Annotated in this window: 13 protein-coding genes; 7 read left to right on the forward strand and 6 right to left on the reverse strand. The window is 64.0% G+C overall.

From position 1 onward, the window contains the following. Positions 1-115: 115 nt before the first annotated feature. From INS93_RS11640 to INS93_RS11650, 3 genes are all read left to right on the forward strand, one after another. On the forward strand, positions 116-634 hold the full coding sequence (locus INS93_RS11640; protein ID WP_192982051.1) for an RNA polymerase sigma factor: 519 nt from the start codon (positions 116-118) through the stop codon (positions 632-634). Continuing rightward, positions 631-1,590: a FecR domain-containing protein gene (locus INS93_RS11645; RefSeq protein WP_192982053.1), complete on the forward strand. Its 960-nt coding sequence runs from the start codon at positions 631-633 to the stop codon at positions 1,588-1,590. The genes INS93_RS11640 and INS93_RS11645 overlap by 4 nt, the downstream gene beginning before the upstream one ends. Before the next feature lie 80 nt (positions 1,591-1,670). After that, positions 1,671-4,079: a TonB-dependent siderophore receptor gene (locus INS93_RS11650; protein ID WP_192982056.1), complete on the forward strand. Its 2,409-nt coding sequence runs from the start codon at positions 1,671-1,673 to the stop codon at positions 4,077-4,079. Positions 4,080-4,132: 53 nt separating this feature from the next. On the opposite strand, the gene INS93_RS11655 is transcribed toward INS93_RS11650, so the two are convergent. Then, the gene (locus INS93_RS11655; protein ID WP_192982058.1) at positions 4,133-4,780 is read right to left on the reverse strand and encodes a hypothetical protein; all 648 of its coding nucleotides are present in this window, start codon (positions 4,778-4,780) and stop codon (positions 4,133-4,135) included. Positions 4,781-4,925: 145 nt separating this feature from the next. Between INS93_RS11655 and INS93_RS11660 the strand changes: the two genes are divergently transcribed. Continuing rightward, positions 4,926-5,537, forward strand: a complete 612-nt coding sequence (locus INS93_RS11660) for a LysE family translocator (protein ID WP_192982061.1) — start codon at positions 4,926-4,928, stop codon at positions 5,535-5,537. Further along, positions 5,537-6,727 (forward strand): benzoate/H(+) symporter BenE family transporter, encoded by a 1,191-nt coding sequence (locus INS93_RS11665; protein WP_192982063.1) that lies wholly within the window; start codon positions 5,537-5,539, stop codon positions 6,725-6,727. Before INS93_RS11660 ends, INS93_RS11665 begins: the two co-directional genes overlap by 1 nt. Positions 6,728-6,864: 137 nt before the next feature. Here the strand turns inward: INS93_RS11665 and INS93_RS11670 are convergent, their stop codons facing one another. From INS93_RS11670 to INS93_RS11690, 5 genes are all read right to left on the reverse strand, one after another. Then, complete coding sequence (locus tag INS93_RS11670) at positions 6,865-7,767, reverse strand: bile acid:sodium symporter family protein (protein WP_192982065.1); 903 nt, start codon at positions 7,765-7,767, stop codon at positions 6,865-6,867. A gap of 112 nt (positions 7,768-7,879) precedes the next feature. Next, complete coding sequence (locus INS93_RS11675; RefSeq protein WP_192982068.1) at positions 7,880-8,641, reverse strand: SDR family oxidoreductase; 762 nt, start codon at positions 8,639-8,641, stop codon at positions 7,880-7,882. A gap of 203 nt (positions 8,642-8,844) precedes the next feature. Then, complete coding sequence (gene pyrF, locus INS93_RS11680; RefSeq protein ID WP_192982071.1) at positions 8,845-9,546, reverse strand: orotidine-5'-phosphate decarboxylase; 702 nt, start codon at positions 9,544-9,546, stop codon at positions 8,845-8,847. Positions 9,547-9,787: 241 nt separating this feature from the next. Then, the gene (locus INS93_RS11685; protein ID WP_192982409.1) at positions 9,788-10,705 is read right to left on the reverse strand and encodes a response regulator; all 918 of its coding nucleotides are present in this window, start codon (positions 10,703-10,705) and stop codon (positions 9,788-9,790) included. After that, positions 10,702-11,976 (reverse strand): ATP-binding protein, encoded by a 1,275-nt coding sequence (locus INS93_RS11690; protein WP_192982412.1) that lies wholly within the window; start codon positions 11,974-11,976, stop codon positions 10,702-10,704. Before INS93_RS11690 ends, INS93_RS11685 begins: the two co-directional genes overlap by 4 nt. 261 nt (positions 11,977-12,237) lie before the next feature. Here INS93_RS11690 and INS93_RS11695 point away from each other — a divergent pair, with 261 nt between their 5' ends. After that, entirely contained in the window at positions 12,238-13,632 is a 1,395-nt protein-coding gene (locus INS93_RS11695) for an ethanolamine ammonia-lyase subunit EutB (RefSeq protein ID WP_192982074.1), read from the forward strand. Then, positions 13,632-14,393, forward strand: a complete 762-nt coding sequence (eutC, locus tag INS93_RS11700) for an ethanolamine ammonia-lyase subunit EutC (protein ID WP_192982076.1) — start codon at positions 13,632-13,634, stop codon at positions 14,391-14,393. The genes INS93_RS11695 and eutC overlap by 1 nt, the downstream gene beginning before the upstream one ends. Positions 14,394-14,414: the final 21 nt, after the last annotated feature.

Genomic DNA, 14,414 nt, shown 5'->3' on the forward strand with positions numbered 1-14,414 from the left:
CCCCTGCCCTTCGCGCCACTGGTCACGCCACGCCAAAGCGTGATTGCACCCTGACACGACCTCTGCGATCATATGCGAATCATTATCACCTTAACTTAGATCTCGCGAGGTGCGCGTGTCGGTTCAGGATTCCAGCAATCAGCAACTGGTCGGTCTGCTTTATCGCGATCACCGTGACTGGCTGTTCGGCTGGCTGCGCAAAAGCCTGAATTGCGCGCAGCGCGCCGAAGACCTGAGCCAGGACACCTTCGTCCGCCTGCTCGGTCGCACTGACCTGCACAGCCCGCGCGAGCCCAGAGCCCTGCTGACCACCATCGCCAAGGGGCTGCTGGTCGACCAGTTTCGCCGCAATGCGTTGGAACGTGCCTACCTGGAAGAACTCGCGCTGGCTCCGCAAGCCGTGCAGCCCAGCCCGGAAGAACAGGCGCTGGCGCTAGAGCAACTGGCCGAAATCGACCGCCTGCTCGGCCAACTGTCGAGTAAGGCACGCGCCGCTTTCCTCTATAACCGTCTGGATGGCCTCGGTCATGCCGAGATCGCCGAGCGTCTTGGCGTGTCCCCGTCGCGCGTGCGTCAATACCTTGCCCTGGGCCTGCGCCAGTGCTACATCGCGCTGTACGGAGCGCCGCAGTGAGCCAGGTATCGGCTCGCGTGCTCGATGAGGCCATCGCCTGGCAGCTGTGCCTGGACTCGGGCGAAGCCAGCGAGCAGCAGCGCCACGCCTTCGCCGACTGGCTGGCCGCGCACCCGGAGCATGGCCTGGTCTGGCGACGCCTCGGCGGCATCGACCAGCAACTGTCTGCCGCCAGCGCGCCGATGGCGCGGCGCGCCCTGTTGCAGAGCAGCATCAGCCGTCGGCGCAGCCTGCGCCGTCTTGGCGGTAGCGCCCTGAGCCTGCTGCTGGCCGCAGGTGTAACACTGGTACTGCTGGCTCAGCAGCGCCCGCTTGGCGATTACCTCGCCGATTACCATACCGCCAGCGGAGAACAGCGCGACCTGCTGCTCGCCGACCGCAGCCAGGTGCGCCTCAACAGCCGCAGTGCGCTGGATATCGAATTCGACGACAACGAACGACGCCTGCGCCTGCGCAGCGGCGAAATCCTGATCCAGACCGCCAAGGGTGACGCACGCCCCTTCATCGTCGAGACGGACCAGGGACGACTGCGTGCGTTGGGTACGCGCTTTCTGGTCCGACGCGAAGGGACTGCGACCGAATTGATCGTGTTGCAGTCGGCGGTCGCTGCCAGGCCGCTGGCCAGTTCGCAGGAACGCATCATCCACAGCGGCGAGCAGGTGCGGATGGACAGCCAGCACCTCGGCGACAGCCACCCTGCCCCCATCAGCGCCGACGCGTGGAGCCGTGGCATGCTGGTGGCGGACAACCTGCCACTGCAGCGCCTGATCGATCAGCTTGGCGAATACCGCGGCGGTTATCTGAGCCTCGACCCGAGCCTGGCCGGGCTGCGCATCAGCGGCAGCTTCCCACTGCACGACAGCGACAAGGCGCTGGCAGCTCTCGCGCTGAGTCTGCCCGTGCGCACCGAACAGTTGGGCCCCTGGTGGACCCGCGTGGTGCCGGCGGAAAAATAATTTTCTCCGCCCCTGTCATTTTTCTTTCCTGCTTCGGCAAAAAGACATTGAGATACATTAACTCTTAGGAGACGTTCGCAATGTCCTTCCGCCCCGCTCCCTTCCGCCACACGCTGCTGGCCCTGACCATCGCCTTTGCCGGCCATGCCGGGCTGGCCCATGCCGAGGCCTACCAACTGCCTGCCGGCCCTCTGGCAGCCACGCTCAACCAGATCGCCAGCCAGGCCGGCGTGACCCTGAGCATCGATCCCGCCCTGACCGAGGGCAAAAACTCGGCACCGGTCAGCGGCGACTACGAAGCCATCGAAGCCCTCGATCAGGCGCTGCGTGGCACCGGCCTGCAGCTGCAAGGCGGCAGTGGTGGCACCTACAGCCTGGCCCCTGCAGCAGAAGCGGCAATGGCACTGCCGGACGTGACCGTGACAGCCAGCGAACAGGCCGCCGAGACCGCCTGGGGCCCGACCCGTGGTTATCTGGCCAACCGCACCGCAACCGGCACCAAGACCGACACGCCTCTGCTGGAAACCCCACGCTCGATCTCCGTCGCCACCCGCGAGCAGATGCAGGACCGCAAGGTGCAGAACCTCGATGATGCCGTGCGTTATATGCCGGGTGTCATCGCCAGCAGCTACGGCAGCGACAGCCGCGCCGACTGGATGAAGATCCGCGGCTTCGAACCGATCCAGATGCTCGACGGCCTGCCACTGCCCAAGGGCAGCTACACCATGGCCAAGCTGGAAACCTGGAACCTGGAGCGCGTTGCCGTACTGCGCGGCCCGGCCTCGGCCGTGTATGGCCAGACCCCGCCCGGCGGCCTGGTGGATGCGGTCAGCCGCCGCCCGCAGGCCGAAAGCAGCCATGAAGTGCAGGTGCAGGTTGGTAACTACAATCACAAGCAGATCAGCTTCGACAGCACCGGCAAGATCGACGATGAAGGTCGCTTTCTCTACCGTTTCAGCGGTACCGGCCGTGACAGTGGCACCGTTATCGAACATATGGACGACCAGCGTTTCAACCTGGCGCCCAGCCTGACCTGGAATATTGCCGACAACACCAGACTGACCTTCCTCGGCCAGTTCAACCGCGACGATACCGGCGGCACCAGCCAGTTCCTGCCCCTGCAGGGCACCAAGCTGGGCACGCCAGCCGGCAAGGTCGATTACAACAAGAACCTGGGTGACCCTGACTGGGAGTTCTACGACAAGACGTTCTACGCACTGGGCTACGCCTTCGAGCACCGCATCAACGATACCTGGCAGTTCAATCAGAACCTGCGTTACAGCAAGCTCGAACTGGACAACCAGATCATCACCGCTGGCGGCTGGGCAAGCGCCGTGGCCGATGACGGCACGGTGGCACGCGGTGCCAACGTGTACGACGAGAACATCAGTCACTTCGCCGTGGACAACAACTTCCAGGCCGATTTCAACACTGGCGCAATCGGGCATACGTTGTTGCTCGGCGTGGATTATCTGCGCGTCAACACCGATTACCGCTGGCTCTACGGTGCTGCTCCCAGCAGCAACATCGTTCGCCCGATCTACGGCCAGGACTTCAGCGGCGTCGCCTACACCGCCTTCCAGGACTACAACCAGAAGCGCAGAAACACCGGCCTCTATCTGCAGGACCAGATGGCACTCGACGCCTGGCGCTTGACCCTGGGCGGCCGCTGGGACCGGCTGGATACCGACTCGGTGTTTTACAACGCCAATAACGCCAAGGACAGCCGTCGCGACAGCCAATTCAGCGGCAACGCAGCGCTGAGCTACGTGTTCGATTCCGGCTTCACGCCCTATGTGTCCTATGCCGAATCCTTCCAGGCCGAAGCAGGCGGCAACAGCGGCGCCGCGTTCAAACCCAGCACCGGCAAGCAGTACGAACTGGGCATCAAGTATCAACCGCCGGGCAGCGACATGCTGTTCACCGCCGCCGTCTATGACCTGAAGCGGCAGAACATCGTCACCACCAACACCGCCGGCGCCACCGAGCCGGTGAGCGAGGTGGAAGTGCGCGGCCTGGAGCTGGAGGCTACCGGTAACGTCACCGAGAACCTCAGCCTGACGGCGTCCTACAGCTACACCAACAGCAAGATGACCGAGGTCGGCGACCCGCGCGACAAGAACCGCGCCCTGCCGCTGATCCCCGAGCATCAGGCGTCGATCTGGGCCGACTATGACTGGAACCAGGGTGTGCTGGCGGGCTTCGGCGTTGGTTTTGGCGCCCGCTTCGTCGGCTCCACCGACAATATTGCTGTCGGCAGCATGGGCTTCGTGCGTGATCCTTCCGACGGCCACAGCAGCGCCTACACCGTTTACGACGCCGCAGTGCGCTACGACCTCGGTCAGCTCGATGCAAACCTGCGTGGCGCCAGCGTATCGCTCAACGCCAACAACCTGTTCGACAAGGAATACCTTTCGACCTGCGACGGTTTCTACTGCTACGCAGGCGACCCGCGCCGGGTCACAGCCAGCCTCGATTACAAGTGGTAACAGGCTGAAAAACAGGAGCCGCCGATGGGCGGCTCCTGTCATTTACGCTGCAGTCAGCTCGTAATCCCCTGCAACTCGGCAGCCCCTCTGAAGAACACCAGCCCCTGCGCCACGCAAACCGCCAGTGCCGGCAATATAGCTAGCGGCAGCAACAACACACTGGCGAACATCAAACCACTGGCAATGGATAGCCAGGCCATGATCCGCAGAGAGGCGTACGCCAGCCTCACCTTGAGCAAACGAATACCGAACCAGGTAATGCCGAGGCCCATGAGTACCATCAGGCCCAGGTAGATAATGGTCAGCATGCTAAGTGCCTTGAACACCTGATCCCCAACCATGAAGTCCATCGCCCCGCTGACCAGGGCCAGGACGACGATGATCCAGACCGGCCAGCCCAACCCATGTGCAGTAAAACGCCGCTCAATGAAGCTCTTGAGCCGGATCAGCAGATAGTTGCCCAACAACATCAGCAACAGCTGCAGCCAGCGGGTATAGCGCTCAACCTGCTCCAGTTCTGCCTGGCCCAGCCAACTGCTGAGGAAAATAACGCCCAACATCAGCGCACTGCCCAGCGCCGACATCAGCGCCAACCAGCCGAGCACCTGCAACTGACGCACACTCCAGCCTGGGAGCTGCCGCACCGGCAGGTCGTCGATCAGTTCGACCTGCGGGGCACTGTAGGGGTTATCCGGCTGCATGGGGCTTCCTTGTCTGCAAAAAGCCAAGGCTAACCACAGATCAGCCACTTGCCTAGGCCCGACTGTACGGCCCAACCCAGCCATGGCTGTACCGCGACGCCGCTGCGGTCGAGCAATAGGCTTTGCCAGTCACCGGAGAACGACCATGTCCACCGAACTGCTGCTCGCCTTCATCGCCTTCGCCTTCGTCACCTCGGTGACGCCCGGCCCCAACAACATGATGCTGCTCGCCTCTGGAGTGAACTTCGGCGTGCGCCGCAGCATTCCGCACATGCTCGGCATCAGCCTGGGTTTCATGTTGCTGGTGGCTGCCGTGGGCCTGGGCCTCGGCCAGGTGTTCCAACGTCTGCCGGTGCTGCACGATGTGCTGCGCTATGCCGGCGCCGCGTACCTGCTTTATCTGGCCTGGAAGATCGCCCAGTCCGGCGCGCCGCAAAGCCGGGAGAATCCCGAAGCGAAGCCGTTCACCTTCATCCAGGCGGCGGCCTTTCAGTGGGTCAACCCCAAGGCGTGGATCATGGCCATCGGCGCCATTACCACCTATACACCGCAGGACGGCTTCTTCAGCAACGTACTGTTGATCGCCGCGCTGTTCGCCCTGGTCAACTGCCCAAGCGTGGGTCTGTGGACCGTAGCCGGCAGCCTGCTGCGCAAATGGCTGGACAACCCACGCGCGCTGCGCGCCTTCAACATCGGCATGGCGTTGCTGCTGGTCGCCTCGCTCTACCCCATCATCGTCGATACTGGAACGTTCTGATGCAAGACGCCGCCCCTACTCGTCTGCGCCCACTGGCGGACACCTCCACCTCGGCCGTGGTCGCTGGCTTCATTGCCATGCTCACCGGCTATACCAGTTCCCTGGTGCTGATGTTCCAGGCCGGCCAGGCTGCCGGCCTGAGCAGCGGGCAGATCTCCTCGTGGATCTGGGCGTTGTCGATCGGCATGGCGCTGTGCTGCATCGTGCTCTCGCTGCGCTATCGCGCGCCGGTGATGATCGCCTGGTCCACCCCCGGCGCTGCGCTGCTGGTCACCAGCCTGCCGCAGGTATCCTACGGTGAGGCCATCGGCGCCTACATCCTGGCCTCGGGATTGATCGTGCTGATCGGCCTGACCGGCACCTTCGACCGCCTGATGCGCCGCATCCCCGCCTCCATCGCCGCCGCCCTGCTGGCCGGCGTGCTGTTCAAGATCGGCCTGGAAATCTGCGTGGCCGCCGAGCAGCAGCCGATTCTGGTGGTTGCCATGCTGCTCGCCTACCTGCTCGGCAAGCGCCTGTGGCCGCGCTACTCGGTACTCTCTGCGTTGATCGTCGGCAGCGTGCTGGCCGGGATCTTCGGCCTGCTGGATTTCAGCGATTTCCAGCTGCAACTGGCCACGCCTGAGTGGACGACGCCAAGCTTCTCGCTGGCCGCCGCCATCAGCATCGGCATTCCGCTGTTCATCGTTGCCATGGCCTCGCAGAACCTGCCGGGCATGGCCGTATTGCGCGCCAATGGCTACGACGTGCCGGCCTCACCGCTGCTGACCAGCACCGGCCTGGTGTCGATCCTGATGGCGCCGTTCGGCAGCCATGGCATTCACATGGCTGCCATCAGCGCCGCCATCTGCGCCGGCCCGGAGGCCCATGAAGACCCACGCAAGCGCTACACGGCGGCGGTCTGGTGCGGGGTGTTCTACGCCATCGCCGGCATCTTCGGTGCCACCCTGGCTTCGCTGTTCGCGGCGCTGCCGGCGGCGTTGATCCTGTCCATCGCCGCATTGGCGCTGTTCGCTTCGATCATCGGCGGCCTGACCCAAGCCATGAGCGAGCCCAACGAGCGCGAAGCGGCACTGATCACCTTTCTGGTCACCGCCTCCGGCATGAGCCTGGCCGGCGTCGGCTCGGCATTCTGGGGTATCGTTGCTGGCCTGTTGACCTTGGCGATCCTCAACGCCGGCAAACGCTAGCCACCGTAGCCCGGATGCAATCCGGGAACGCCCTGCAAGACCGCCCCGGATTGCATCCGGGCTAAGGACTCGGTCGAAAGTGGGAGGGGCTTTAGCCGCGACTGTTGCCGGTAAAGCCCCGCGCCCATTTGCTAGTGCTACGCCCTTTCACCCTGCGCCACCGGCTCGGCCAGTTCTGCGCCATGCACACGGTTGACCCACAAGCCGAACAGCGCTGCGGTCACGAACATGATCAGGCTGTAGATGGCCGCCGGAATAGCCATGGTCGGGTTGTTCAGCAGCGCCGGGCTCAGGGCCAGGGCGATGGCCAGGGTGCCGTTGTGGATGCCGATCTCCATGGCGATGGCGATGGCCTGACGCAGATTGAGCTTGAGCAGCCTGGGTACGCAGTAGCCCACCGCCATGCTCAGCAGGTTGAATGCCAGCGCCGCCCCGCCCACCGCAGGCGCGTAATCGACGAAGGTGCGCCAGTCTTTGGCCACCGCCAGCAGGATGATCAGCAGTAGGAACAACGCCGAGATGATCTTCACGGGTTTCTGCATGCGCTCGGCGAAACCAGGGAAGTGGCTGCGCAGCCACATGCCGATGGCCACAGGACCGAGGACGATCACGAATACCTGCACCACCTTGGCGAACTGTAGCGGGATGGCCTGATCGGCAGACATGAAGTACGCCAGCGACAGATTGACGATCAGCGGCATGGTCAGAATCGCAATCACCGAGTTGACCGCGGTGAGGGTGATGTTCAACGCCACGTCGCCGTGAGCCAGATGGCTGTAGAGATTGGCGGTGGTGCCACCCGGCGAGGCTGCCAACAGCATCAGACCGACGGCCAGTGCCGGCGCCAGACCAAAGACCTTGGCCAGGAAGAAACACGCCAGCGGCAACAGCAGCAGCTGGCAAGCCAGGCCGATCAGCACGGGTTTGGGAAATTTGGCCACGCGGGCGAAATCGGCCAGGCTCAGTGACAAGCCAAGCCCGAGCATGATGATGCCCAGCGCAGCGGGAAGGAAAAACGTCAGCAAGGGATCGGCGGTCATTATTGTTATCGCTCCAGTTGAATCTGGCAGGATTGTGCTGAGTCAGGACCACTGCGGACAGTGGCCCTGCGAGCCAACCTTAGCCTGCTTGCAGACTACCGGGATAGAGCCTTTATATTGCCGTGGCCCCGCCGTCCACCGCCAACGCCTGGCCGGTGGTGAATGCCGCGTGGTCGCTGCACAGATAGAGCACGGCAGCTGCGATCTCCTCGACCTTGCCGATGCGCCCGACGGGGTGCATGGCGGCGGCGAACTCGGCCTTCTTCGGATCGGCTTCATAGGCGCGGCGGAACATATCGGTGTCGATCACGGCCGGGCAGACTGCGTTCACCCGCAGCTTCTTCTTGGCGTACTCGATCGCTGCAGATTTGCTCAGACCGATCACCGCATGCTTGGAGGCCGCGTAGATGCTCATCTTTGGCGCGGCACCCAGGCCGGCCACCGAAGCGGTGTTGACGATGGCGCCGCCGCCCTGGGCCAGCAGCAAGGGGATCTGGTGCTTCATGCACAGCCACACACCCTTGACGTTGACGCCCATGATGGCGTCGAACTCGGCTTCGTTGCCGTCGGCCAGCTTGCCCTGTTCGATCTCGATACCGGCGTTGTTGAAGGCATAGTCCAGACGACCGTACTGCGCCACGGTGGCGTCCATCAGCGCCTTGACCTCGGCATCGCGGGTCACGTCGCAACGCACGAAGCAGGCCTCGCCGCCAGCCCCACGAATCAGCTCGACGGTGCCCTCACCGCCGGCCACATCCACGTCGGAAACCACCACCTTGAGCCCTTCGGCAGCGAAGGCCTGGGCGGTGGCACGGCCAATACCGGCGGCAGCGCCGGTGACCAGGGCAACCTGGCCGGAGAACGTCATGCTCATGTCTGCTTCCTCGCAGCGATTCTTGTTGAATTGGCGAGGAGTCTAGCCAGGCGGCCGCACGCAGAGCAGCACTATCAGGCTCTGGAGTGGCGAGTCATGCAGGGCGCTGATGGCGACTCCACCAGCGCGGTGCCGCGATCAGCGGGTAGGGACAGATCGGACGGCATATCAGACAGCCCCGGAGTTCATCCGGGCTACAGGGCTCAGCCTTGCAGTTCGGCAACCACCGCAGCCAGTGCCTGGGCCGGATCGGCAGCCTGGCTGATCGGGCGACCGATCACCAGATAATCGGAGCCAGCATCCAGCGCCTGACGCGGGGTGAGGATGCGTTTCTGGTCATCGGCGCTGCTGCCGGCAGGACGAATACCCGGTGTCACCAGCTGCAGCCGCGGCTGTGCGACCTTCAGCGCGCTGGCTTCCTGCGCCGAGCAGACCAGACCATCGAGCCCGGCCTCGGCAGCCAGCCCGGCCAGGCGCAGCACCTGCTCCTGCGGCGGCACGTCCAGGCCGATGCCGGCCAGATCCTGCTGTTCCATGCTGGTCAGCACCGTCACGCCGATCAGCAGCGGCTTGGCGCCCGCGAGCTTGTCCAGCTCGTTGCGACAGGCCGCCATCATGCGCAGACCGCCAGAACAGTGCACGTTGACCATCCACACGCCCAGCTCCGCAGCGGCCTTGACCGCCATCGCCGTGGTGTTGGGAATGTCATGGAATTTCAGATCGAGAAACAGCTCGAAACCCTTGGCCTGCAACGCCTCGACCACCTGCGGACCACTGCGGGTGAACAGTTCCTTGCCGACTTTGACCCGGCACAGCGCCGGATCGAGCTGAGCGGCCAGCGCCAGAGCGGCATCACGGCTGGGAAAGTCGAGGGCGACGATGATCGGGGTTTGGCAGACAGGCATGGGGTGGGTCTCGAACAGGATGAAAAACGCCGCGCATTGTAGCGCAAAGCATCCGATCACTGGTCGCGGCCGAAGTCCCTGTCCAGGGCAACCGCGCTATGCGTTCAGGGACCCGAGGATACTGCATTGGTAGGGCGGGTGAAGCCCGCCAATAGCCTCTGGCGGGTTTCACCCGCTCTACGAATCTGGCGTTGCCCCGTAGGAGCGGCTTCAGCCGCGAAAGCTCAGGGCAGCCAAACGGTCAGGCTATCAGCCGTTCACGCAGGCGCCCGAGCATGCCCATCAGGCTGCCCACTTTCTCCTGCTCACGCTCGTCACGCGGCACCTCGGCCAGGCGAGTAACCACCTGCTGTGGTTGAGCGCGCCAGATCAGCGCCTGTTCGGCAGCGGCCTTCAAACCCTTCTCGAACAGACCACGACGAATCGGCTTGGGCAGGTAGCGGAAGATCTGCGCCTCGTTGACCAGACGCAGCAGCGCCTGGGTGTCCTGAAATGGCGTGACCACCAGGCTGAGCAGCCGCGGGTGGGCTTGCGCCAGGGTCTTGAGCAAGGGCGCGGTATCTTCGCCGGCCAACTTGAGGTCACTGACCAGAATGTCCGCGCCTTCGTTGTTGAGCTGCAGCATGGCTTCGGCCAGATTGCGTGCGCGTAGCAGGCGATGCCCACCCGCGACGCAGAACTCGCCAACGACGGCGAGCGTGTCTGGCTCGTCGTCCAGCAGCAGCACCGACAGCGGTGCACTCAGCCCTTCGCTGGCGACAGCTTGCAGCGGCTGCGCCTGGCGGACGGCCAGCTCAGCCGCCTGGCGCAGGGTGAAGGCCATTTCCTGTTGGTCCCAGGGCTTGGTCAGGTAGCGGAAGATGCCGCCGTTGTTCAGCGCCTCCACCGCGGCATCCAGATCGGAATAACCGGTCAGCAGGATACGCAACGTGTTCGGCGCGATCTCGCGCGCTTCGGCCAACAACTGGGCCCCGCTCATCTGTGGCATGCGCTGATCACTCACCAGAACGTGAATGTGCTCCTCGCGCAGACGCTGCAGCGCGCGCAGCGGATCGCTCTCGGTCAGCACGTCGTAGTGGCGGCGAAACTGCAGGGCAAGGCTGCGCAGAATACGCTCCTCGTCGTCGACGAAGAGAATGCGAACGGGTGCGGACATCAGGCGCTCCTTTTCATGGCGGCGGTAGCGGGCAACGGCAGGCTGATGAGAAAGCGCGTGCCACGCCCTGGCTCGGAGGCGACGCGAATCTGGCCGCCGTGGTCCTGGACGATCTTGTAACTGATGGACAAACCGAGGCCGGTGCCCTGGCCGACCGGTTTGGTGGTGAAAAAGGGATCGAAGATCTTCGCCAACACCTCGGGCGGCATGCCACGGCCGTTGTCCTGCAGCGACACATGAACGCCCTGGGCATCGACCCAGCTACGGATCTGGATGCGCCCCATTCCCTCGATGGCCTGTGCAGCGTTCGTCAGCAGGTTGAGCAGCACCTGGTTGATCTGTGATGGCGCACAGGCAATGCGTGGCAGCTCGCCGAGCTGCTGTACCACTTCGACCTTGTCCTTGATGTGATTACGGGCGATCAGCAGCGCGCTGCGGATGCAGTCATTGAGGTCGACCTCCTCACTCATGGCGCGGTCGAGACGAGCGAAATCCTTGAGGCCAACCACCAGCTCGGCGATCTGTTCCAGGCCATACAGAGTGTCGCCGTAGAGCTGCTGCAGGTCCTCGGCAAGCAGCTCCGGCGCCGCCTGCTGGCGAGCCTGTTCGGCAGCCTGCAGGGCCTGGGCGAGGCTTGCCTCGTCGCAATCCGGGTCGCTCAGGCATTGGCCCAGTCGCGCCTGCGCGGCGGCCAGTCCGAACAGTGGCTCGCTCAGCTCGCGCAGCAGTTGCACGTTGTTCTTCACGTAGCCCAGCGGCGTGTTCAGCTCATGGGCAACGCCGGCGACCATCTGCCCGAGCGACGCCATCTTCTCCGACTGCAGCAGCTGCGCCTGGGATTCCTTGAGGTCCACCAACGCCTGGCGCAATACGCGATTGCGCTGGGCAACGCGCGCTTCCATGGCCTTGAGCAAATCCAGAACCGTACCCAGACCGCAGTACTGGCCTTGAGCATCGATCAGGATGAAGTCCTCGGTGATCGGGTACTGCAACTGCGCGGTAACCTGCTTGGCAGCCTGTTCCAGGCTGGTTTCCAGGCTGACGATCAGCGGCGCTTCGTTCATCACCTCGCCCACCGGGTGGCGGCCTCGCAGGTCGCGCCCGAAGCGCTGCATGAAGATGTCCTGCAGCGTGGCGCGACTGACCAGGCCAAGCGGCCGATTGTGCTCATCGACCACCGGCAGAGAGAGAAAGGCGCGGTGTTCAGTCGCCAGGAACAGATCGGCGACCTCGTTGATATTCATCGACGCGGCGAGCGGTGTAACGGCTCGCATCAGCGATTGCAGCGCTCTGGCATGGGTCACGAACGGCCTCCCCGCGCGATCGGAAAGCCGACATTCAAACAGCGCCAAGTTGCCATCATGTGACAGACATCACGATGCCGACGCGCTAATCTGATGCACCAGTCTCAGCCCTGCACCGTTTTCAGGCTTCCGAGATATTCGGCCGCGCCTGCGGACCACCAATCACCGGCGGCAAGCCCGCTGGCATGAGCACTGCACGGCAAGTACATCCTCTTGCAACGGGTTGCAGCCATGCCCTATCAAACCACCATCGGCAGCCTGGTCTACCGCTTCGCGGACCTCAAGACGCTGCTGGCCAAGGCCAGCCCGGCGCGATCCGGCGACTACCTGGCGGGACTGGCTGCCGCTACCTACGAAGAGCGCATGGCGGCCAAGCTGGCCCTGGCCGAGGTGCCGCTCACACGCTTTCTCGACGAGGCGCTGATTCCCTACGAGCAGGACGAAGTCACCCGCCTGATCATCGACCGCCATGACGTCGCCGCCTTTGCTCCGATCAGCCACCTGAGCGTGGGCGACCTGCGCGACTGGCTGCTGCTGGAGAAGACCGACAGCGCGCGTCTGGCAGCCGTGGCCGCCGGGCTGACACCGGAGATGGTTGCCGCCGTGAGCAAGCTGATGCGCAATCAGGACCTGATTCTGGTGGCACGCAAATGCCAAGTGATCACGCGTTTTCGCAACACCCTGGGCCTGCCCGGTCATCTGGCCGTACGCCTGCAGCCCAACCACCCCACCGACGACGTGCGTGGCATCGCCGCCAGCATGCTCGACGGCCTGCTGTATGGCTCCGGCGACGCCACGGTCGGTATCAACCCGGCCAGCGATTCGCTGCCGACGCTGATGCGCCTGTGGCAGATGATGGACGAGGTGCGCCAGCACTTCGAAATCCCCATGCAGAGCTGCGTGCTGACCCACGTCACCACGCAGATCCAGGCCATCGAAGCTGGCGCGCCGATCGATCTGGTATTCCAGTCCATTGCCGGCACCGAAGCCACCAACGCCGGCTTCGGCGTATCCCTGGCTATCCTGCGCGAAGCCCATGAAGCCGCGCTGTCGCTGGGGCGCGGCACCCTGGGTGACAATGTCATGTACTTCGAAACCGGCCAGGGCAGCGCGCTGTCGGCCGGCGGCCACCATGGCGTCGACCAGCAGACCTGCGAAGCCCGCGCCTATGCCGTGGCCCGCGAATTCCGCCCGCTATTGGTCAATACCGTGGTCGGTTTCATCGGCCCGGAATACCTCTACGACGGCAAGCAGATCATCCGCGCCGGCCTGGAAGACCACTTCTGCGCCAAGCTGCTCGGCCTGCCGATGGGCTGCGACGTCTGCTACACCAACCACGCCGAAGCCGATCAGGATGACATGGACAGCCTGCTCACCCTGCTCGGCGCGGCCGGTATCAACTTCATCATGGGTATCCCGGGTGCCGACGACATCATGCTCAACTACCAGAGCACCTCGTTCCACGATGCGCTTTACCTGCGCCATGTGCTGGGCCTGAAACGCGCACCCGAATTCGATGCCTGGCTGGCACGCATGGCCATTACCGAACCGAGCGGCCGACTGCGTGAGATCGGTAGCGGTCATCATCTGCTCAAGCAACTGCCGCACATCTCGGGAGCTGCGTGATGGCCAATGATCTGATTCAGCAAAATCCCTGGGACGAACTGCGCGCGCATACCTCGGCACGTATCGCGCTCGGCCGCGTCGGCTGCAGCCTGCCCACCCGCGAAGTGCTGAAGTTCGGCCTGGCCCATGCCCAGGCGCGCGATGCGGTGCATCGCCCGCTGGACTTCGGCGAACTCAAGCACCAACTGCATGCGGCGGGTTTTCGCACCCTGAAAGTACGCAGCAACGCCGAAGACCGGCAGACCTACCTGCTGCGCCCGGATCACGGCCGTCATCTGCATGGCGACTGCCAGGTGCAACTGCTGCACGAATTGCCCGCCCCTGAAATCGCCATCGTGCTGGCCGATGGTTTGTCAGCCGTCGCCGTGCAGCGCCATGCTCTGCCGCTGTTGCAAGCCTTCCGCGAACGCTTCGACACTGACTGGGCCAACACCCCGGTGGTGCTGGCCGAGCAAGGCCGCGTGGCGATTGGCGACGGCATCGGCGAAGCACTGCGTGCGCGCCTGCTGATCGTCATGATCGGCGAACGCCCTGGCCTGACCTCGCCGGACAGCCTCGGTCTGTACCTGACCTACGCACCGCGCGTAGGCTGCCTGGACAGCGCACGCAACTGCATCTCCAATGTGCGTCCCGAGGGTCTGCCCTACGAGCTGGCAGCACACAAACTCGACTACCTGGCGCGCCAGGCGCTACGCCTGCAACTGAGTGGCGTGCAGCTCAAGGACGACAGCAACCTGAGGCCTGTCCTACAGGCAGACTGACAAGAACCTGAACGCGCGTTA

Origin of the sequence: Pseudomonas sp. EggHat1 (assembly GCF_014892995.1) — a bacterium.
Classification (GTDB): domain Bacteria; phylum Pseudomonadota; class Gammaproteobacteria; order Pseudomonadales; family Pseudomonadaceae; genus Aquipseudomonas; species Aquipseudomonas chaetocerotis.